This window comes from Mycobacterium sp. RTGN4 (genome assembly GCF_033804635.1).
Lineage (GTDB): Bacteria > Actinomycetota > Actinomycetes > Mycobacteriales > Mycobacteriaceae > Mycobacterium.
Genome location: NZ_JAPZLB010000003.1, coordinates 510359 through 530584 on the forward strand (window position 1 = coordinate 510359; position 20226 = coordinate 530584).

Genomic DNA, 20226 nt, shown 5'->3' on the forward strand with positions numbered 1-20226 from the left:
ACCGTCGGCGTGGCGATTCGCGAGCCGATAGGCTGGCGCCAAGCGTCCGCCGATCGAGGGGAACCCAAAGTCATGTCCCGGCCCGCAGCGGCTGTCAACCGCGTCATCAAGGCGTATGACGTACGGGGTCTGGTTGGCGAGGAGATCGACGAGCAGTTCGTCTTCGACGTCGGCGGGGCCTTTGCGCGGTTGATGCGCGCCGAAGGGGCGTCCGACCCGGAGATGAACCGGCGGGTGGCCATCGGCCACGACATGCGGGCCAGCTCGCCGTCCTTGGCGGCCGCCTTCGCCGATGGCGTTGCGGCGCAGGGGCTCGACGTGATCAGGATCGGGCTCGCCTCGACCGATCAGCTGTATTTCGCTTCGGGTTTGTTCGACTGTCCCGGCGCGATGTTCACCGCGAGCCACAACCCCGCCGCGTACAACGGCATCAAGCTGTGTCGTGCGGGCGCCAAGCCCGTCGGCAAGGACACCGGCCTGACCGACATCAGTGCAGAGGTCATCGACGGGGTGCCCACCTACGACGGTCCCACCGGCACGATCGAAGACCGCGACGTGCTCGTCGACTATGCCGAGTTCCTGCGTTCCCTCGTCGACATCTCGGACATCCGCCCGTTGCGGGTGGCCGTCGATGCGGGCAACGGGATGGGCGGACACACCACGCCTGCCGTGTTGGGCGCGATTCCGCCGATCACCCTGCTGCCGCTGTACTTCGAACTCGACGGCACGTTCCCCAATCACGAGGCCAATCCGCTCGACCCCGCCAACCTGGTCGACCTTCAGGCGTGGGTGGTCGAATCCGGCGCCGACATCGGGCTGGCCTTCGACGGGGACGCCGACCGCTGTTTCGTCGTCGACGAGCTCGGCCATCCGGTCTCGCCGTCGGCGGTGACGGCCCTGGTGGCCGCGCGTGAACTGGGTCGCGAGATCGGCGCCACCGTCATCCACAATCTGATCACTTCCCGCGCGGTGCCCGAGCTGATCGTCGAGCGCGGTGGCACGGCCTTGCGTTCGCGGGTCGGGCACTCCTACATCAAGGGTCTGATGGCGGAGACTGGCGCGATCTTCGGCGGCGAACACTCCGCCCATTACTACTTCCGGGACTTCTGGGGAGCCGACTCGGGCATGCTCGCCGGGCTGCACGTGTTGGCGGCCCTTGGCGAACAGGACCGGCCGCTCTCGGATCTGATGGCCGACTATCAACGCTACGAAGCCTCCGGCGAGCTCAACTTCACGGTCACCGACGCGCCCGCGTGCGTGGACGCCGTATTGAAGTCGTTCGATGGCCGCATCCGGTCCCTCGACCACCTCGACGGCGTCACCGTCGATCTGGGCGACGGCGCCTGGTTCAACTTGCGAACGTCGAACACCGAACCGCTGCTGCGGTTGAACGTCGAGGCGCGCACCACCGACGAGGTCGACGAGATCGTCGGACACGTGGCCGCGATCGTTTCTTCGGGCAGTGCGTCTGTCGCTTCTGGCAGTGGGGCTGCCACGTGAGCGCCCCCCACGCCACCATCGACCTCGACGACGTCGAGGGCTTGCTCGCCGCCGACCGCGAGGGGCTGCTGCGCGCGGCGTCGATGGCAGGCGCGCAGATGCGGGCGACCGCCTCCGCGCTGGACGAGGGCGTGCTCGACCCGCTGCGGTCGGACCTTCCGCCCCGCACGGTGAGTTGGGTCGCCACTGGGGGCACGGCCGCGACCGCGGGGAACCTGCTGGCCGCGGCGCTGGGCGGCTCGATGGCTGCGCCGTTCGTGGTCGAACGGGAGGTGCCCCCGTGGATCGGGGCCTTGGACGTGCTTGTCGTAGCCGGTGACGATCCGGCCGATCCGGCCCTAGTGGCTGCCGCGGCCTCCGGCATCAGGCGTGGCGCGCGGGTCGTCGTCGTCGCGCCCGAGGAAGGTCCGCTCCGCGAAGTCGCCGCGGGCCGGTCGGTCGTACTGGGTCAACGGCTCGTGGTGCCCGAGGACTTCCGGTTGATGCGCTACCTGGGCGCCGGGCTCGCGATCCTGCGCGTGATCGACCCGGGCATGCAGGTGGACCTGACCGCGCTCGCCGACGACCTCGACGCCGAGGCGCTGCGCAACAGTGCGGGCCGCGAATCGTTCACCAACCCTGCCAAGCGGCTGGCCGAACGCATGTCGGGCAGGCGACTGGTGCTCGCAGGCGACAACGCGGCGACTCTGGCTCTGGCTCGCCACGGCGGCACGATCATGCTCCGGGTGGGGCTTGAGGCAGTTGCGGCGGTCGAGCTTTCCGATGCTCTCGTCGCGGTGCGGGGCGGGCTGGCAGGGCAGACCAGCGACTACGGGTCCTCGTTGTTCCACGACGAGGAACTCGACGGCCCGCTGCCAGCGAGAGTGCGTACGGTCGTATTGACGACAGGTGACGAGCGCTCGGTGCTCGCCACCAGGTTGGCCGGGTTCGACGACATAGACGTCATCAGCGCCGAAGACGTACCCGACGTCACGACGCCGACCGTAGGTGGTAGACCAGAACAACAGTTGGCGCTGATGGCGGTGCGGCTGGAGATGACTGCGGTGTACTTGAGATTGGCGCGGGGTTAGCACGGTGGATCTGCTGCGCGGCGCGGTGCGAACCTATGCGTGGGGTTCGCATACCGCAATCGCCGAATTCACTGGAAGGCCCAGTCCCACAGCGCATCCCGAGGCCGAACTATGGCTCGGCGCACATCCTGGCGATCCGGCTCAGCTCGAAACCGATCATGGCGAGCAGTCGCTGCTCGATGCCATCAAGGCCGACCCGGAGGGCCAGCTCGGCCTGGCCACCCGCGAGCGGTTTGGCGATGCGCTGCCGTTCCTGGCCAAGGTGCTGGCCGCCGATGAGCCGCTGTCACTGCAGGCGCACCCGAGTACCCAGCAGGCGCGGGAGGGCTTTGCCCGCGAGGACAAACTCGGCATTCCGGTGTCGGCGCCGACGCGTAACTACCGCGACCGCAGCGACAAACCCGAGCTGATCGTCGCGCTTGGCCCCTTCGAGGCGCTCGCAGGTTTCCGCCCGGTCGACCGCAGCATCGCGTACCTGCGGGCACTCGCCGTCCCCGAGCTCGACCCGTTCGTCGGCCTGCTTTCCGGGCAGCCGGACGCGGGCGGGCTACGGGCGCTGTTCACCACGTGGATCACGGCCCCGCAGTCCACACTCGACACGCTGGTGCCCGCGGCACTCGACGGAGCGGTCAACTACCTTCGCTCGGGGGCAACGGAATTCGCCGCCGAGGCCAAGTCGGCCCTGGAGTTGGGGGAGCGCTACCCGAGCGATGCGGGGGTGCTCGCTGCGATGCTGCTGAACCGCATCACCCTGGCGCCAGGCGAGGGTATCTATCTTCCCGCCGGAAACCTGCACACCTACCTGCACGGGGTGGGCTTCGAAGTGATGGCGAACTCCGACAACGTCTTACGAGGCGGACTGACGCCCAAGCACGTCGACGTGCCGGAGCTACTTCGGGTGCTCGACTTCACGCCGACCGACGAATTGGTAATTCGCCCCGAGGTCACCGCGGATGGATTCGAACTCGCATACGACACGCCTGCACCGGAATTCGCGGTGTCGGTGCTGAGCCTTGAAGGCGAACTGCTTGGGCACGAAGTCGACGCCCCCGCACGTCACGACGGCCCTCAGGTGCTGCTGTGCACGGAGGGCTCGGCGCAGGTGCATGCCAAGTCCAGTGTGTTGACCCTCGAACGCGGCGCGGCGGCGTGGGTGGCGGCCGACGACGGGCCCATCCGCCTGATCTCCGACCAGCCGACCAAGCTGTTCCGTGCCACTGTTGGCATTTGAGGAAGGGACGCCATGTCATCGGGGGGCAGTAAGCGCGCGATCGTCGCGGCATTGTTGGCGAACGCAGGCATCGCGTTGGCCAAGTTCGTCGGGTACCTGATCACCGGTAGCTCGTCGATGCTCGCCGAGGCAGTGCACTCCGTCGCTGACACCTCCAATCAGGGCCTGTTGCTGTGGGGGCAACGACAGGCGGGCAAGGCGCCCGACGCACTGCACCAGTTCGGGTACGGCCGCAGCCGCTACTTCTACTCGTTCGTCGTCGCATTGGTGTTGTTCTCGCTCGGCGCGGCCTTCGCGCTGTACGAGGGTTACCAGAAGATCGTCCATCCCCATCCGTTGACTTCTCCGTACGTGGCAATCGCCATCCTGGTGGTGGCAATCGGCTTGGAGGGCTTCAGCTTTCGCACCGCAATGGTCGAGTCCAGACCGCTGAAGGGCTCCGGAAGCTGGTGGCGGTTCATCCGGGCGTCACGGAACCCGGAGCTGCCGGTGGTGCTGCTCGAGGACACCGGCGCGTTGATCGGACTGGTGTTCGCGCTCGCAGGCGTCGGCTTGACGATGGGGACGGGAAACCCGATCTGGGATGGCATCGGCACGCTCTGCATTGGCTTCCTTCTTGCAGTGATCGCCGTCATCTTGATGGTCGAGATGCACAGTGCGCTCATCGGTGAGGGCGCGACGCCCGCCGAGGGTGACGCCATCCGCGCCGCGCTCGAGCAGACCGAGCACGTGGACCGGGTGATTCACCTGCGCACGCAATACCTGAGCCCCGACGAACTTCTGGTGGGCGCGAAGATCGCCCTTGCGCCAGAGACCGAACTCGCCACGGTAGCGGCCGCGATCGACGCGGCAGAGCGTGCCGTCCGGGCCGCGGTGCCCGCGGCCACGGTCATCTACTTGGAACCGGATCTCGATCGCGCGCTGACTGTCGAGTCCTGAGCTTCTCGGCGATCAGCAGACCCATGTTGTGGTTGATGGCGCGTGTCAGCGTCTGCGCGTCCGGAACCATGTAGAGGCTGTCCAACAGGCTGAAGCGACGCAGAAACCATTCGGCCAGTTCGGCTTGCGTCTCCGCCGCGCCGAGGAATTGGTCGAAGAGCTTGCCGACCTTGAGGTACCACCACGGCACGTCATCTGCAGCCGCATTGTGCAGCGCGAGATCGCCGATGGCGTTCATGGTCCATACCGGCCAGGTGGTCTTCTTCGTCGCGCGCGACAGCTGGCTCGCGATGTCGGGGGCTCCGGACTGCAGCGCGGCGCGTAGGTTTCCGGCCTGGAGCGCCGTCATCGTCATGCCCTGGCCGTAGGTCGGGTTGAAGCTCACCACGGCGTCGCCGAACGGGATGATCCCCGACGGGAAGCGCTTCATCTCGTCGTAGCGGCGCCACCTGCTCATCGGATACTTGTGGAACGCCACGTCGCCTAGCGGTGTCCCGCTGCGCACTGCCGCGCTGAGGTGCGGTGGCAGCAGTTCGTCTGCGAGCGCACACATTTCGGCGAAGTTCTGTGGGGGAGCGACATCGCCGGTGCCGAAGGTCGTCAGGCCCCAGTTGCCGTCCTCGTAGAACAACATGCCAAGCCCGACCGGGTGTTCGCGGGACGCCCCGGCAACTACCACCTTTTCCTTGATGAGGCCGTCCGGGATGTGTAGTCGATGGGTCGCATAGTCGATGCCGACGTCGACGGTGAGCTCCTTCGGGCGCTCGTAGCCCCACTGCTCCAGCCAAGCGGGCAGCCGGGTGCCTCTGCCGGTCGCGTCGACGACCAGGTCGGCGGGCACCTCGCTCGAGTCGTCATTCGAGTCGAGCAGCACGCCCGTCACCCGCTCCTGGGCGGGTTCGAACACGGGCTCGGCCACCGAAGTGCGCACCAGTTCGACGTTCGGGATGGCCAGCGCGCGGCGTCGGATCTGCCACTCCAGGTGCGGGCGGCTCGGCACGTATGCGGTGAACTCCCGTTTCAGCGTGGTGTTGGTGCCGAGCACGTGACCGGCCGCGCCGAAGTGGATGCAGTCGGGCCGGTTCGCCAGCTTCGGGACACCTGCGGCCACCATGTCGTCGAGTAGTCCGGGGAAGAGCCCCTCGAATTCGGCGGCGCCGCGGGCCATCAAGAGGTGGACGTGCCTGCCCTGCGGTACCGCAGACCTGTTGGCCGGCCCTGCGGGGAGGTCGTCGCGCTCGAATACGGTCACCTTGTCGTAGTGGTCCGACAGCACCCGCGCAGCACACATGCCCGCGAGGCTGGCGCCGATGACGACCGCGTGGTTGCCCATGGCGGGAACTTACCCAGGGGTGTGCCCGCCCAACCCGTGTCGAACGCGGCCGTCACAGGCCCGTCATGAGCGGTTCCCCGAAGCATCGATTGTACAAAACATGCCTCTGTGTCTAGACGACAGACAAATCAGTCGCTATAGTCAAGTCAAGGCAGTGATGGCACTCACAGGAGGTGGCTAGTCGTGGCAACGGAGCTTTCGGAAGTCCCAGGCGGCGTCGGTGGTGGCAACGCCGAGCAGTGGCGAGACAAGAAGCGGTATCTCTGGCTGATGGGCTTGATCGTGCCCACCGCGGTGCTGGTGATGCTGCCGATTGTCTGGGCGCTCAACCAGTTCGGTTGGCATGCCGCCGCGCAAGCGCCGTTCTGGATCGGCCCGATCCTGGTGTACATCGTGTTGCCCCTACTGGACTGGCGATACGGGCCCGACGGCCAGAACCCGCCCGACGAGGCCATGGAGCGGTTGGAGCGTGACAAGTACTACCGCTACTGCACCTACAGCTTCATTCCGTTCCAGTACGCGACGGTCATCCTCGGCGCCTACCTGTTCACCGCCTCGGACCTCAGCTGGCTCGGATTCGACGGCTCACTCGCGTGGCCGGCGAAGATCGGGCTGGCGCTCTCGGTCGGCATGATGGGCGGCGTCGGCATCAACACCGCGCACGAGCTCGGCCACAAGAAGGACACGCTCGAGCGCTGGCTGAGCAAGATCACGTTGGCCCAGACGTGCTACGGCCACTTCTACATCGAGCACAACCGCGGTCACCACGTGCGCGTCGCCACCCCCGAGGACCCGGCCTCGGCCCGCTTCGGCGAGACGTTCTGGGAGTTCTTGCCCCGCAGCGTCTTTGGCAGCTTGAAGTCGTCGTGGGAATTGGAGGCGCAGCGGATGCGCCGGATGAACAAGAGCCCGTGGCATCCGTCCAACGACGTGCTGAATGCGTGGGCGATGTCGGTGGTGTTCTACGGCGCGCTCATCGCGATCTTCGGCCTCGCCCTGATCCCGTACGTGGTGATCTCGGCGGTGTTCGGATTCACGCTGCTGGAGACCGTCAACTATCTGGAGCACTACGGGCTGCTCCGGCAGAAGGTCGATGAGCCGCTTGCGCGAAGAGAAGGCAGGCCCGCCAATGGACGGTACGAACGCTGCGCACCCGAACACAGTTGGAACTCCGACCATTTGGTGACCAACCTGTTCCTGTACCACCTGCAGCGCCACAGCGACCATCACGCCAATCCGACGCGCCGATACCAGACGCTGCGCAGCATGCAGAGCGCGCCGAACCTGCCGAGCGGCTACGCCTCGATGATCGGGCTGACCTACTTCCCGCCGCTGTGGCGCCGGGTGATGGACCACCGCGTCATGGCGCACTACGAGGGGGACATCAGCCGGGTGAACATCCACCCCCGCATGCGGAACAAGGTGCTCGCCAAGTACGGAGCTGGCGATGAGCGCTCGCGCGAAGAGCAGGGGGCTTGATCATGGTGTCCTTCAAATGCCCGGGCTGCGACTACGTCTACGACGAGGCGACGGGCGTCCCACGCGAGGGGTTCCCGGCAGGCACCACGTGGGACCAGGTTCCCGACGAGTGGTGCTGCCCGGACTGTGCAGTCCGCGAGAAGGTCGATTTCGAAGAGTTGGGAGTGAGCAAGTGAACTGGAAACTGTTCGTGTGCGTGCAGTGCGGGTTCGAGTACGACGAGGAGAAGGGGTGGCCGGAGGACGGCATCGCTCCCGGCACTCGCTGGGACGACATCCCGGATGACTGGAGCTGCCCCGACTGCGGCGCGGCGAAGGTCGACTTCGAGATGGTCGAAGTAGCGCGTCCGTGAGCGTTACGCTCGCGCACATGGGCACTCCTGGCGACCGACGTACGGCACCGCGCGTGCCGTACGCCGAGGCGTCACGGGTGCTGCTGCGCGATGCGATCCTCGACGGCATGCGGGACATGTTGCTGGTCCGCGACTGGTCGTCGATAACTTTGTCCGACGTCGCCAAGGCGGCGGGCATCAGCCGGCAGACGATCTACAACGAATTCGGTTCGCGCCAGGGCCTTGCCGAGGGGTACGCGCTGCGGCTGGCGGACCGGCTGGTCGACGCGGTCGACAACGCCATCGTCGCGAACGTCGGCAACATCTACGCGGCGTTCCTCGAGGGGTTCCGGGCGTTCTTTCTCGAGTCGGCCTCCGATCCGCTCGTCATCTCACTGCTCACCGGCGCCGCCAAGCCCGACCTGCTCCAGATCATCACCACCGACAGTGCGCCGATCATCACGCGATGCTCGGAGCGGTTGACGGCGACGTTCATGCACAGCTGGGTGCGGGCCAGTGAAGAGGACTCGGGAGTTCTGGCCCGTGCCATCGTCCGATTGGCGATGAGCTACGTGTCGATGCCTCCGGAGGCCGACCACGATGTGGCCCGTGACCTGGCCCGTTTGATGACGCCGTTTGCCGAGCGATACGGTGTCATAGACACCACCTAGCTGGCAGAGCGCCGACGCGCCTGTCCCGCGAGCCCGCAGGCTACGGGTGTCGCCGGCGCACGTGTGTGCGCTCACAGGCAATGACCAACGAAGTAGGGGCTCTACATGACTGCACCGACACTGACCGCTGATGTCCGCAACGGCATCGACTACAAGGTGGCCGACCTCGGACTGGCCGAGTTCGGCCGCAAGGAAATTCGGCTGGCCGAGCACGAGATGCCTGGCCTGATGACGCTGCGTCGCGAGTACGCCGACGTGCTGCCGCTGAAGGGCGCCCGGGTGTCCGGTTCGCTGCACATGACCGTGCAGACGGCTGTGCTGATCGAGACGCTCGTCGCGCTCGGCGCCGAAGTCCGCTGGGCATCCTGCAACATCTTCTCCACGCAGGACCACGCCGCCGCCGCGACCGTCGTCGGCCCCCACGGAACTCCCGAGGAGCCCAAGGGCGTGCCCGTCTTCGCCTGGAAGGGCGAGTCGCTGGAGGAGTACTGGTGGGCAGCCGAGCAGATGCTGACCTGGCCGGGCGAGCCCGCCAACATGATCCTCGACGACGGCGGCGACGCCACGATGCTGGTGCTGCGCGGCGCGCAGTACGAAAAGGCCGGCGTCGTGCCCCCCACCGAGGATGACGACTCCGACGAGTGGAAGGTGTTCCTGGCGCTGGTCCGGGCGCGCTTCGAGACCGACAAGACCAAGTGGACCAAGATCGCCGAGTCCGTCCAGGGCGTCACCGAGGAGACCACCACCGGCGTGCTGCGGCTCTACCAGTTCGCTGCTGCCGGTGAGCTGGCGTTCCCGGCCATCAACGTCAACGACTCGGTCACCAAGTCCAAGTTCGACAACAAGTACGGCACCCGGCACTCGTTGATCGACGGCATCAACCGCGGCACCGACGTGCTCATCGGCGGCAAGGCCGCGCTGGTGTGCGGCTACGGCGACGTCGGCAAGGGCTGCGCGGAGGCGCTCAAGGCCCAGGGTGCCCGCGTCGCGGTCACCGAAATCGATCCGATCAACGCGCTGCAGGCGCTGATGGACGGCTTCGAGGTCAAGACCGTCGAAGAGGCCATCGGTTGGGCCGACATCGTCATCACCGCCACAGGTAACCAGGGCATCATCACCCTCGAGCACATGAAGGCGATGAAGCACCAGGCGATCCTGGGCAACATCGGTCACTTCGACGACGAGATCGAGATGGCCCGGCTGGAGCGCGATCCCAAGATCCGCCGGATCAACATCAAGCCGCAGGTCGACGAGTTCGTCTTCGAGGACGGGCACTCGATCATCGTGCTGTCCGAGGGCCGGTTGCTGAACCTGGGCAATGCGACGGGCCATCCGTCGTTCGTGATGAGCAACAGCTTCTCCAACCAGGTGATCGCGCAGATCGAACTGTGGACCAAGAACGACGAATACGACAACGAGGTCTACCGGCTCGCCAAGCACCTCGACGAGAAGGTCGCCAAGATCCACGTCGAGGCCCTCGGCGGTTCGCTGACCCGGCTCACCAAGGAGCAGGCCGAGTACATCAACGTCGACGTTGACGGCCCGTACAAGCCGGAGCACTACCGCTACTGAGTTTTCGCAGTGCGACGGCCCCCGACACGACGGCGACGTGTCGGGGGCCGTTCGCCGTTCTTGGGTCAAACGCGCCCCGCAATCCAGAATGGTCATTAACATATGCCCCGGGGGTCAGCAGCGTGTCACGGCACGCGGTCGGGGAGGGGTGCAACGGCATATGCTCGCAACGCTGCGAAAACTGCTGTCATCGCAGATGACCATCGCCGAATGGATAGGCACCGGACTGCTGCTCAGCCTGCCTCATGTCGCGTTGGGGATCGTCTGGTCAATTGCCAACGCGGAGCGGTTCGATGGCGTGCACGGGGTCGATCGCGCACTCGCGGTCGTGGGCTCGGTGCTCGCCTGGCCCGTACTCTGGCTGCCGAACGTGTGCGCCCAATGAGCTCGCCAATGACGTTGCAGGACTGTCGAATTACGGTGGGTAGGCGCACGTCGCGTTGGAGCGACGACGACGTGACCGCAGCCGAGGCCTTGGACTTCTGGTCGTTCGCCGCAGGAGCGGCCAACGTCGTCATGCAACTGTCCTGGCCGCAGGTCGGCCATGGCGTGGTGGAGAGCAAGGTTGACTCCGGCAACCTCCTGAAACATCCGTGGAAGCGGGCGCGGACGACGTTCCAGTACATCGCCGTGGCGATACTCGGCACCCCCGAGGACCGACTGGCCTTCCGCGCGGCGGTCGACGGCGCCCACCGGCAGGTCAAGTCCACCGCCGATAGTCCGGTGCGCTACAACGCCTTCGATCGTGACCTGCAGATGTGGGTGGCGGCCTGCCTGTTCGTCGGACTGGAGGACACCTATCAACTGCTGCGCGGCGCAATGACCGCCGAGCAGGCCGAGCAGTTCTACCGCTCCGCATGGACGCTGGGTACCACCCTGCAGGTCACCGAGGACCAGTGGCCGGCCACCCGCGCCGAGTTCGACGCCTACTGGACCGCCGCATGCGCCCGGGTCAGCATCGACGACACCGTGCGCCGGTATTTGTTCGACCTCGTTGGCTTGAAGATGGTCAATCCACTGCTGCGCATCCCATTTCGGCCGCTGCTTAAGTTCTTGACGGTCGGATTCCTTGCCCCGGTCTTCCGCCAGGCGCTCGGGGTGAAGTGGGGTCCGACGAGGCAGCGGTTGTTCGAATGGCTTTTCCTCGTCGTCGCCTTCGTGAACCGTTTCGTGCCGGTGTTCCTCCGGCAGGGCGGCAGCTACGTACTGCTGGCCGACGTGCGAAGGCGAGTTCGAAGCAAGGAGAAGCTGGTGTGACCGCGGTGCGACGATTGCTGAGCCGCAAGGTCAGTGTCGAGTCGATGCTCGAGTTCGCGCTGTGGGTCGGTCTGGTGCACGTCCTGATCGGACTCGTCTGGTCGTTCCTCCACTTCGAGACGGTCACTCGGTTGGAGGACGGACTGCGGCCGCTGCTCCCCGCTGGAGCCGAGGTGGCGGCCTTCGGCGTGACGACTTTGCTGTGGCCGATGATGCTGATCGCTTCGGCGTTGTGCGGATCGTGATTGCTCCGAGAAGCTAATTTCCATTTTGGAAGAACGTTGCTTCCCGTATGTTACTGTCGAGTAATGACCGGGGTGTTGAGGCTACTTGTCGTCGTATTAGCTTTGTTTTCAACGGGTTTCGCGCCAGTCGCGGCTCATGCGGACCCGGATCCCACGCACGACGCGCATGATCCGTACTTCAACGAGGACGAATACGCGGAGTTCTACACCCCGCCCGAGCCGTTGCCGCCTGGCCGACCCGGCGACCTGATCCGCACCGAGCCGTCGCGGCTGGTGCTCGAGCCGTCGGGTCAGCTCGGCGCCATCATGGCGACCGGAACGCGAATCATGTACCGCAGCACGGACGCTCGGGGAAATCCGATGGCGGTGACGGGCACATACTTCGAGCCGGAAAACGACTGGCCGGGCCAGGGCCCGCGTCCGCTGATCGTCTACGGACCCGGCACCCAGGGGCAAGGCGATCAGTGCGCGCCATCGCGGCAGTTCAACCAGGGCATCCATTGGTCGCCCTACCTGGACCTCGCATTCAACTACGAGGAACTGTTCGTCGCGACCATGGTGGCCCGTGGCTTCGCCATCGTCATGACCGACTACCAGGGACTCGGCACGCCAGGCCTGCACACTTACGTCAACCGCGTCGCCGAGGGTGACGCCATGATCGACGCGGGCAGGGCGGCGATGAAACTGCCCGACACGTCGTTGGATCCGCATGGGCCGCTGGCCTTTTGGGGTTACTCACAGGGTGGGGGGGCCGCCGCGAGCGCCGCCGAGCTGGCGTCGACGTACGCGCCGGACCTGCACGTGGTCGGTTCCTACGCGGGAGCGCCGCCTGCCGACTTGAAGGAATTGTTCCCGTACGCCGACGGCAGTGCGCTGGTAGGAGTCGTCGGCTACGCGCTGAACTCCGTCATCACCTCCTATCCGGAGTTCGCGGACCTCATCCACTCGAAGCTCACGCCGCGCGGCGAGGACATGCTCGACAAGGTCCAGGACCAATGCATCGCGGAGACCATCGCCAAGTTCATGTTCCGGCACCTGCAGCCCTACTTCACCGAGGACATCAACCAGCTGGTGAACGAGGAGCCGTTCAAGTCGCTGTTCGACATGCAGCGCATCGGCAGGCTGAAACCGAACGCGCCGGTGCTGATCAACAGCAACCGGTATGACCCGCTGGTGCCATGGACCGCGGCCAACCAGTTGGGCCGGGACTGGTGTGCCCAAAGTGCCGACGTGGAGTTCCGCACCAACGAGGAGCCGCCGTTCCTCAACAAGTTGGTGATCAACCATGCGCTGCCGATGCTCGTCGACGGCGAGGCCGCGATGCAGTGGATTGCCGACCGGTTCAACGGTTTACCGACGACGCCGAACTGTGGGGAGTTCTAGGGGCGAGCCGAAATGGTGTGTGGTCCAGTCATCCGGCTGAAATATGCTGAATTCGATGGGCCACGATGCTGACGTGGAACGTAGCCAGCTAAACGCCAAGGCTCGCCGACGAGGAGCGACTCAAAAGTGACAGTGCCACCGGGAGGTCCGCCGCCACCATCTGGACCGCCGGGACAATGGCCGCCACCGCAAGGTCCGCCACCGTATTGGCCGCCGCCGCAAGGCCATTGGCCACCGCCTCAGGGACGGCCGCCGCAATGGCCGCGGCCTGTTGGGTCCAAGTCCTCAAATCGCGGAATACTCATCGGAGTGGTTACTTCGATTGCGGCTATCGCCGTGCTCGTCACAGTGACGATCGTCGGATTCACGGTCCTGAAGCCCACGTCGAGCGACGGCGACAACGTCACTGCGCGGGAGCGCTTGGCGAACGCCAGCACCGCCGAGTCCAACTCCGACTTCAAAGTCGTGTGCGGAAGAGGCTCGGTGAGCAATGCTGCGGCCTATCGCAAGCCGTACAAGATCGTCGTGTTCAATCGCGGGTCGCGAGCCGATGATTGGAGCGAGTTCACACTCGACTACAAGGCCAAATACCGTGCGGACCCCGGTGACACGTCGTCGATCAACGTCGTCGCCTGCATGTCGATGATGACCGGTAGCGAGGTCAAGTCGCGCAGCTGTGATTACGACTCCAGCCGCGGCCCGGTCACGATCGATCACTATGCGGTCGAGTACGACGTCGAGCTACGCGAAGCGAAAACCGGTGAGAGCATCAAAAAGCTCGGCACCGTGAGCGGTCGGACGGACGGCTGTCCGGTCGTCACGACGATCGATCCCAACTCTCCAAAGGTGTACGGTTCGCCTGACATTGGCGCCCTTGAGGCGAAGCTGGCAGATTTCGTCGCTGAGTAGGGAGCGACTCAGGCGCGGAGTGCGATCGATCCGTGGGGCGGTGGGAACCTGGCGCGGCACGAATCGATCACAGGGATAGCGGATCCACGAATTCGTATATGCCATCAACCTCGGAAAGCTCGAGGCGGCCATGTGTCTCCAGCTTGCCGGTCCGGACCATTCCGGGCTGTTGAACGGCCCATTCACCCCGGGAGCCGACGTAGAAGACATTGATGAATTGACCGGCTACTCCCACGATGGCGAAGGGCTCCCCTTGCCAATTGCACACGGTCCTCACGAAAGACAGCTGTTCTAGCTCGGACCGCTGCACGACTCGAAGCCCTTGAATCCCAGGAACGCGTGAGGGCGCCAACCCGTCCGCGGCTGGCTCGCCCTCGTACGATCGTAGAATTACGTTGGCGCCGTTGGTCGTTGAGTGATACTCGCGACCGCGGAAGACGGCATAATATCCTGTAGCTCGAGGTCGCTTGATGGTCACGCGGGCTGCCTAACCGCGGACCACTCGTTTTTGTCCGTCAGCACGGCCGACAAGACCTCCTCGCCTTGCACGGGTACGTGCCACAACTCTCCACCATCGAGGACGCCCGCGACGATCCAGTACTCCGGAATTGCGTAACCGGGGGCGGTGAATCCGTTGCCGGTGTATGGCATCGGGTATCCCAGATCGGCCCCGTCGCTCTTGCCGATTGAGCGAGCAAGGGGGCCATCAGTCGCTTGGATGCTCGCGGCGTACGACAGCTTGAACCTGAACGAGAAGAGTGCCCTGTCGGGTGCGAATAGCGTGCCGGCATAGTTCAATCCGAGCGCCTCGTAATACGACGACGAACCATGAAGACGGGCAATATAGGCCGCAGGTGTGACTGACCCGTTGATGACATCGGGGAGGCCGCCGAGACGTGCATCCACGTCGTTGCTCATGAGCCGTTGCCCTTCGTACTCGGACAGAGGCCTGTGCCAAATCGTGGATGAAAGGTCCGACGTCATGCTTGATCTCCGCTTTGTGTCTCGGTGTTGGGCCGGTCCGTCAACGGCTGCGCCAGGTCATTGGAAGTGCCGCCGGCACTCTGGCCGGCGCCCGGGGCACCCGTACCGCCACCCGATCCGCCACCGCCGGAACCACCCGAACCCTGCATCGACGAACCGAGCGCCCCGGCGGCCTGCTCGTCGGTCTTCGCGTACTCCTTGCCTGCAATCGTCAACAACTCCGACATCCGCTGCAGGCTTTTGACGACCTGCTCCGCACCGTTGTGCCACTGCTCCCACGCAGGCCCGTACGCCGATGCGGCCTGGCCCTTCCACCCGGAGCCGAGCAACTGCGTGGTCTCGGCATCCACGCTCGACAGCCCGTCCTGCATCCGCTGCCCTGCGTCTGCCAGCCGTGCTGCGGCGGTGTGCAACTCCGAAACGACGACGTCGACCGACTGTCCCATGCGAGACCTCCACTCAATTCGGCCAGCCGATCCACCCTATCGACAGCAAAAGGGGCTGCAGCGCACCAGTTACGCTCGCCGGGTGCTCATCGCGATCGAAGGCGTCGACGGCGCGGGCAAGCGCACGCTCACCGAAGGTCTGCGGTCGTCGTTCGAAGCGGCCGGTCGCTCCGTCGCCCAGCTGGCCTTCCCCCGATACCACCAGTCCGTGCACGCCGACCTCGCCGCGGAGGCACTGCACGGCGAACACGGCGACCTCGCCGAATCCGTCTACGCGATGGCGGTGTTGTTCGCCCTCGACCGGGCCGTAGCCCGAGCCGACATCGAAGGGCTGATTGCCGCCAACGACGTCGTCATCCTCGACCGCTACGTGGCGTCCAACGCCGCCTACAGCGCGGCCCGGCTCCATCAGGACGTCGACGGCGAAGTGGTCGGCTGGGTACGGGAACTCGAGTTCGACCGCTTCGCCATGCCTGCCCCGGACTGGCAGGTGCTGCTGGCGGTCCCCACCGAATTGGCCGCGCAACGGGCAGAGCACCGCGCGGCGACGGAAGTCGACCGGGCCCGCGATGCCTACGAACGCGACGACGGACTGCAACGTCGTACCAATGCGGCCTACGCCGCGCTCGCCGCAGCAGACTGGGGCGGACGGTGGCTGGTAGCAGGACCCGACATCGTGGCGCACGACCTCGCGCAGGCCCTGACGGGCTGATTTACAGGCAAAACGCCCGGTGTGGTAACCGGGCTTTATCGCGATCTGGTGACACGATGGTCACCATGAGGCAAAGGATTCTGGTCATCGACGACGACCCATCGCTGGCCGAGATGCTGACGATCGTGCTGCGCGGTGAGGGGTTCGACACCGCGGTCGTCGGCGACGGCAGTCAGGCGTTGACGGCTGTGCGCGAGCTGCGGCCCGATCTGGTGCTGCTCGACCTCATGCTGCCCGGCATGAACGGCATCGACGTGTGCCGCGTTTTGCGTGCCGACTCGGGTGTGCCGATCGTCATGCTGACCGCCAAGACCGACACCGTCGACGTGGTGCTCGGGCTGGAGTCGGGCGCCGACGACTACGTGATGAAGCCGTTCAAGCAGAAGGAACTGGTGGCGCGCGTGCGGGCCCGGTTGCGTCGTAACGACGACGGCCCGGCCGAGCTGATCTCGATCCACGACATCGAGATCGACGTGCCGGCCCACAAGGTCACCCGCATGGGAGAGCAGATCTCGCTCACCCCGCTGGAGTTCGACCTCTTGGTGGCGTTGGCGCGTAAACCGCGGCAGGTGTTTACTCGGGATGTGCTGCTCGAACAGGTCTGGGGCTACCGGCATCCCGCCGATACACGCTTGGTGAACGTGCACGTCCAGCGGTTGCGTGCCAAGGTCGAGAAGGATCCGGAGAACCCGCAGGTGGTGCTCACCGTTCGAGGAGTGGGATACAAGGCCGGACCTCCGTGATCTGGAGCTCGAGGCGGCGCATCCGCAGTCGCTCGGCGCCGATGTTGCGCGGGCTCGGAGCGCTAGGTCGAGCGCTGGGCTTCGCGTGGCGTCGATCGCTACAGCTTCGGGTCGTGACGCTGACTCTCGGGCTGTCCCTGGCCGTCATCCTCGTCCTTGGTTTCGTGCTGACGAGCCAGATCACCGACCGCATCCTCGAGGTGAAGGTGCGCGCGGCGACCGAGGAGATCGAACGGGCCCGCAACACCGTCAGCGGCATCGTCGGCGGCGAGGAGTCACGCTCGCTCGACAGCAGCCTGCAGTTGGCCCGCAACACGTTGATCGACCGCAAGGCCGACACCGGGGCTGGGCTGGCCGGCGCGTTCGACGCAGTGCTGATGGTGCCGGGCGACGGCCCACGCGCAGCCACCGCGGCCGGGCCTTCCTCCGAGGTGCCCAATGCGTTGCGCGATTTCATCAAGGCCGGCCAGGTCAGCTATCAGTACGCGACCGTGCACACCGATGCCTTCGACGGACCCGCCCTGATCGTGGGCAGCCCTACGTCCTCGCCAGTGACCAATCTCGAGCTCTACCTGATCTTCCCGCTGAACAACGAGGAGAGCACCATCTCGCTGGTGCGCGGCACGATGGCCACCGGCGGCATCGTGCTGCTCGGACTGCTCGCCGCCATCGCGCTGCTGGTGGCCCGTCAGATCGTGCTTCCGGTGCGCTCGGCCTCCCGAATCGCCGAGCGGTTCGCCGAGGGGCACCTGACCGAGCGGATGCCGGTCCGCGGCGAAGACGACATGGCCCGCCTCGCAGTGTCGTTCAACGACATGGCCGAGAGTCTCTCGCGTCAGATCACCCAGCTCGAGGAATTCGGAAACCTGCAGCGCCGCTTCACTTCTGACGTCAGCCACGAACTGCGCACCCCGCTCACCACCGTCCGCATGGCGGCGGACCTGATCTACGACCACAGCGAGCAACTCGAGCCCGCGCTCCGCAGGTCCACCGAATTGATGATCAACGAATTGGACAGGTTCGAGACGCTGCTGGCCGACTTGCTCGAGATTTCCCGTCACGACGCGGGCGTCGCCGAGTTGTCGGTCGAGTCCGAGGACCTGCGTTCGGTGGTGGAAAGTGCGCTGGACAACGTCGGGCACCTGGCCAAGGACGCCGGCAGCGACCTCATCGTCGAGATGCCCGCGGAGCCGGTGATCGCCGAGGTCGACCAGCGCCGCGTCGAGCGAATTCTGCGCAACCTCATCGCCAACGCCATCGACCACGCCGAGCACAAACCCGTGCGCATCAAGATGGCTGCCGACGTGGATACCGTCGCGGTGACGGTGCGCGACTACGGCGTCGGCCTTCGTCCCGGCGAAGAGAAGCTCGTCTTCAGCCGCTTTTGGCGATCCGATCCGTCCCGGGTACGGCGCTCGGGCGGTACCGGCCTCGGCCTGGCGATCAGCATCGAAGACGCTCGGCTGCACCAAGGCCGACTCGAGGCCTGGGGCGAACCGGGCAAGGGGGCCTGTTTCCGGCTCACCCTTCCGCTGGTGCGCGGCCACAAGGTGACGACGAGTCCGCTTCCGCTCAAGCCGCCGGGAAACGACCGCGCGCCGCGCAAGTCGACTCGGCCACGTGAACCCGCGGGGGAGCGCGCGTGAGACGCGCACTGATCCTGACGTGGCTGTTCGTGATCGTCGCGGCACTGGCCGGATGCGCAGGTGTGCCGAGTTCGTCTGCGCCCCAGGCGATCGGCACCGTCGACCGGCCGGCACCGCCGAGCCTGCCGACGCCTACCCCTGCGATGGACCCCGACGTCTTGCTCCGCGAATTCCTCAAGGCGACGGCGGACCCCGCGAACCGGCACCTCGCCGCCCGGCAGTTCCTGACCGAGTCGGCGTCACGGTCCTGGGACGATGCGGGCAGCGCGCTGCTCATCGACCGCGTCGTCTTCGTCGAAACGCGTGGCCCCGACCGGGTTTCGGTGACCATGAAGGCCGACATCCTCGGCTCGCTGTCCGACATCGGCGTGTTCGAGACGGGCGAGGGCGCGCTTCCCGACCCGGGCACCATCGACCTGGTGAAGACGCCGGGCGGTTGGCGCATCGATCGGCTGCCCAACGGGGTGTTTCTGGATTGGCAGCAGTTCCAGTCGACCTACAAGCGCAACACCCTGTACTTCGTGGACCCCACCGGCAAGACCGTGGTGCCCGACCCTCGGTATGTCGCGGTGTCCGACTCCGACCAGTTGGCGACCGAACTGGTGACCAAACTGGTTTCGGGCCCTCGGCCGGAGATGGCCAACACCGTGCGCAACCTGCTCAGTTCGCCCCTTCGATTGCGAGGTCCCGTCACGCGCGCCGACGGCGGCAAGACTGGCGTCGGGCGCGGCTACGGCGGAGCGCGCATCGAGCTCGACAGCCTCACTACCACCGACCCGCACAGTAGGCAATTGCTTGCGGCCCAGATCATTTGGACACTGAACCGGGCAGGAATCAACGGTCCGTACATCATCAACGCGGATGGAGCGGCGCTCGATGACCGGTTCGCCGAGGGCTGGAACACCTCCGACGTGGCGGCCACCGACCCTGGCACCGACGCCGGGGCCGCCGCCGGCCTGCACGCGTTGATCGGTGGATCGTTGGTGTCGTTGGACGGACTGAAGGCGCCCCGCGTCACGGGCGCGTTCGGCCAGATGCCGGGCCAGACGTCTGCGACCCTGTCGCGTAGCGGGCAGGAGGCCGCTTCGGTGGTGACGCTGCGGCCGGGTGCGCCCGACATGGCGTCGTCCCTGTGGGTTGGCCCGCTTGGCGGGGACGCGGCCCAGGCGCTTGATGGACGCACACTCTCGCGCCCGAGTTGGTCGCTCGAAGACGCGATCTGGATCGTGGTCGACGGAAACAACGTCGTTCGGGTCATCCAGGAGGCCGCGTCGGGACAGCCTGCCCGGATTCCCATCGACTCGACCGCGGTTCAGACGCGGTTTCCCGGTCCGATCGACGAGCTCCAGTTGTCGCGGGACGGCACGCGGGCAGCGATGGTCATCGGGGGCCAGGTCATCCTGACCAGCGTCGAGCAGGTGGCAGGCGGCCAGTACGCGCTGACCTACCCACGCAGGCTGGGCTTCGGGCTCGGCAACACCGCCGTTTCATTGTCCTGGCGCACCGGTGACGACATCGTGGTAAGTCGGACCGACTCGCAGCATCCGGTGTCGTACGTCAACCTCGACGGCGTGAACTCGGATGGGCCCAGCCGTAATCTGCTCGCGCCGGTGTCGACGGTGGCCGCCAACCCGTCAACGGTCTACGTCGCCGATCAGCGTGGGGTACTTCAACTTTCGGGCTCCGCGGCCGAGGACGACCTGACGTGGGTCGAGGTTCGGCCGCTGATGGTGCCCGGTGCAATACCCGTGCTGTCGGGCTAACCCACGTTCGGC

The 20226-nt window shown here is 66.0% G+C and carries 22 protein-coding genes; 18 read left to right on the forward strand and 4 right to left on the reverse strand.

Annotated features, from left to right (window positions below; translation table 11 throughout):
• Positions 1–72 precede the first annotated feature (72 nt).
• From SLQ30_RS09410 to SLQ30_RS09425, 4 genes are read left to right on the forward strand one after another with little or no spacing between them, the layout of a single operon-like run.
• On the forward strand, positions 73–1500 hold the full coding sequence (locus SLQ30_RS09410; RefSeq protein ID WP_319445981.1) for a phosphomannomutase/phosphoglucomutase: 1428 nt from the start codon (positions 73–75) through the stop codon (positions 1498–1500).
• Complete coding sequence (locus tag SLQ30_RS09415; protein WP_319445982.1) at positions 1497–2570, forward strand: TobH protein; 1074 nt, start codon at positions 1497–1499, stop codon at positions 2568–2570. The genes SLQ30_RS09410 and SLQ30_RS09415 overlap by 4 nt, the downstream gene beginning before the upstream one ends.
• Before the next feature lie 4 nt (positions 2571–2574).
• Positions 2575–3801, forward strand: coding sequence for a mannose-6-phosphate isomerase, class I (gene manA / locus SLQ30_RS09420; RefSeq protein ID WP_319445983.1), 1227 nt, complete (start codon positions 2575–2577; stop codon positions 3799–3801).
• Between the two features lie 12 nt (positions 3802–3813).
• Positions 3814–4740: a cation diffusion facilitator family transporter gene (locus SLQ30_RS09425; protein WP_319445984.1), complete on the forward strand. Its 927-nt coding sequence runs from the start codon at positions 3814–3816 to the stop codon at positions 4738–4740.
• Here the strand turns inward: SLQ30_RS09425 and SLQ30_RS09430 are convergent.
• Positions 4691–6073 (reverse strand): FAD-dependent oxidoreductase, encoded by a 1383-nt coding sequence (locus tag SLQ30_RS09430; protein WP_319445985.1) that lies wholly within the window; start codon positions 6071–6073, stop codon positions 4691–4693. The two genes, SLQ30_RS09425 and SLQ30_RS09430, sit on opposite strands and share 50 nt — an antisense overlap.
• 270 nt (positions 6074–6343) lie before the next feature.
• Here SLQ30_RS09430 and SLQ30_RS09435 point away from each other — a divergent pair, with 270 nt between their 5' ends.
• The 9 genes from SLQ30_RS09435 (at position 6344) to SLQ30_RS09475 (ending at position 13011) form a co-directional block, all read left to right on the forward strand.
• Positions 6344–7552, forward strand: coding sequence for an alkane 1-monooxygenase (locus SLQ30_RS09435; protein ID WP_319446097.1), 1209 nt, complete (start codon positions 6344–6346; stop codon positions 7550–7552).
• A gap of 2 nt (positions 7553–7554) precedes the next feature.
• Positions 7555–7728 (forward strand): rubredoxin, encoded by a 174-nt coding sequence (locus tag SLQ30_RS09440; protein ID WP_319445986.1) that lies wholly within the window; start codon positions 7555–7557, stop codon positions 7726–7728.
• Positions 7725–7904, forward strand: a complete 180-nt coding sequence (locus tag SLQ30_RS09445; protein ID WP_319445987.1) for a rubredoxin — start codon at positions 7725–7727, stop codon at positions 7902–7904. The genes SLQ30_RS09440 and SLQ30_RS09445 overlap by 4 nt, the downstream gene beginning before the upstream one ends.
• Positions 7905–7921: 17 nt before the next feature.
• Positions 7922–8554: a TetR family transcriptional regulator gene (locus tag SLQ30_RS09450; protein ID WP_319446098.1), complete on the forward strand. Its 633-nt coding sequence runs from the start codon at positions 7922–7924 to the stop codon at positions 8552–8554.
• A 105-nt stretch (positions 8555–8659) separates the two neighbouring features.
• Positions 8660–10126 (forward strand): adenosylhomocysteinase, encoded by a 1467-nt coding sequence (gene ahcY, locus SLQ30_RS09455; RefSeq protein ID WP_319445988.1) that lies wholly within the window; start codon positions 8660–8662, stop codon positions 10124–10126.
• 160 nt (positions 10127–10286) lie between these two features.
• Positions 10287–10511, forward strand: coding sequence for a hypothetical protein (locus SLQ30_RS09460; protein WP_319445989.1), 225 nt, complete (start codon positions 10287–10289; stop codon positions 10509–10511).
• 8 nt (positions 10512–10519) lie between these two features.
• Positions 10520–11383 (forward strand): oxygenase MpaB family protein, encoded by an 864-nt coding sequence (locus SLQ30_RS09465; protein ID WP_319445990.1) that lies wholly within the window; start codon positions 10520–10522, stop codon positions 11381–11383.
• Complete coding sequence (locus tag SLQ30_RS09470; RefSeq protein ID WP_319445991.1) at positions 11380–11628, forward strand: hypothetical protein; 249 nt, start codon at positions 11380–11382, stop codon at positions 11626–11628. Before SLQ30_RS09465 ends, SLQ30_RS09470 begins: the two co-directional genes overlap by 4 nt.
• 63 nt (positions 11629–11691) lie before the next feature.
• Positions 11692–13011, forward strand: coding sequence for a lipase family protein (locus tag SLQ30_RS09475; protein WP_319445992.1), 1320 nt, complete (start codon positions 11692–11694; stop codon positions 13009–13011).
• 88 nt (positions 13012–13099) lie between these two features.
• Here the strand turns inward: SLQ30_RS09475 and SLQ30_RS09480 are convergent, their stop codons facing one another.
• A complete protein-coding gene (locus tag SLQ30_RS09480; protein WP_319445993.1) occupies positions 13100–13300 on the reverse strand; it encodes a hypothetical protein in 201 nt (66 codons plus the stop codon).
• A 20-nt stretch (positions 13301–13320) separates the two neighbouring features.
• Between SLQ30_RS09480 and SLQ30_RS09485 the strand changes: the two genes are divergently transcribed.
• On the forward strand, positions 13321–13920 hold the full coding sequence (locus tag SLQ30_RS09485; protein ID WP_319445994.1) for a hypothetical protein: 600 nt from the start codon (positions 13321–13323) through the stop codon (positions 13918–13920).
• Between the two features lie 474 nt (positions 13921–14394).
• Here the strand turns inward: SLQ30_RS09485 and SLQ30_RS09490 are convergent, their stop codons facing one another.
• Together SLQ30_RS09490 and SLQ30_RS09495 are read right to left on the reverse strand one after the other, a co-directional pair.
• Positions 14395–14838, reverse strand: coding sequence for a hypothetical protein (locus SLQ30_RS09490; protein ID WP_319445995.1), 444 nt, complete (start codon positions 14836–14838; stop codon positions 14395–14397).
• A gap of 62 nt (positions 14839–14900) precedes the next feature.
• Positions 14901–15350 (reverse strand): WXG100 family type VII secretion target, encoded by a 450-nt coding sequence (locus SLQ30_RS09495; protein WP_319445996.1) that lies wholly within the window; start codon positions 15348–15350, stop codon positions 14901–14903.
• 82 nt (positions 15351–15432) lie between these two features.
• On the opposite strand from SLQ30_RS09495, the gene SLQ30_RS09500 reads away from it, so the two are divergent.
• Genes SLQ30_RS09500 through lpqB form a run of 4 tightly spaced genes read left to right on the forward strand, consistent with a single transcriptional unit; the run spans position 15433 to position 20214 of the window.
• Positions 15433–16062, forward strand: a complete 630-nt coding sequence (locus SLQ30_RS09500) for a dTMP kinase (protein WP_319445997.1) — start codon at positions 15433–15435, stop codon at positions 16060–16062.
• 56 nt (positions 16063–16118) lie between these two features.
• On the forward strand, positions 16119–16805 hold the full coding sequence (gene mtrA / locus SLQ30_RS09505; RefSeq protein ID WP_319445998.1) for an MtrAB system response regulator MtrA: 687 nt from the start codon (positions 16119–16121) through the stop codon (positions 16803–16805).
• Positions 16802–18451: an MtrAB system histidine kinase MtrB gene (gene mtrB / locus SLQ30_RS09510; protein ID WP_319445999.1), complete on the forward strand. Its 1650-nt coding sequence runs from the start codon at positions 16802–16804 to the stop codon at positions 18449–18451. Before mtrA ends, mtrB begins: the two co-directional genes overlap by 4 nt.
• Positions 18452–18459: 8 nt before the next feature.
• Positions 18460–20214 carry an MtrAB system accessory lipoprotein LpqB gene (gene lpqB, locus SLQ30_RS09515; RefSeq protein ID WP_319446099.1) on the forward strand — a complete coding sequence of 585 codons (1755 nt, stop codon included), beginning with the start codon at positions 18460–18462 and terminating at the stop codon, positions 20212–20214.
• The last annotated feature ends 12 nt before the right edge of the window (positions 20215–20226 follow it).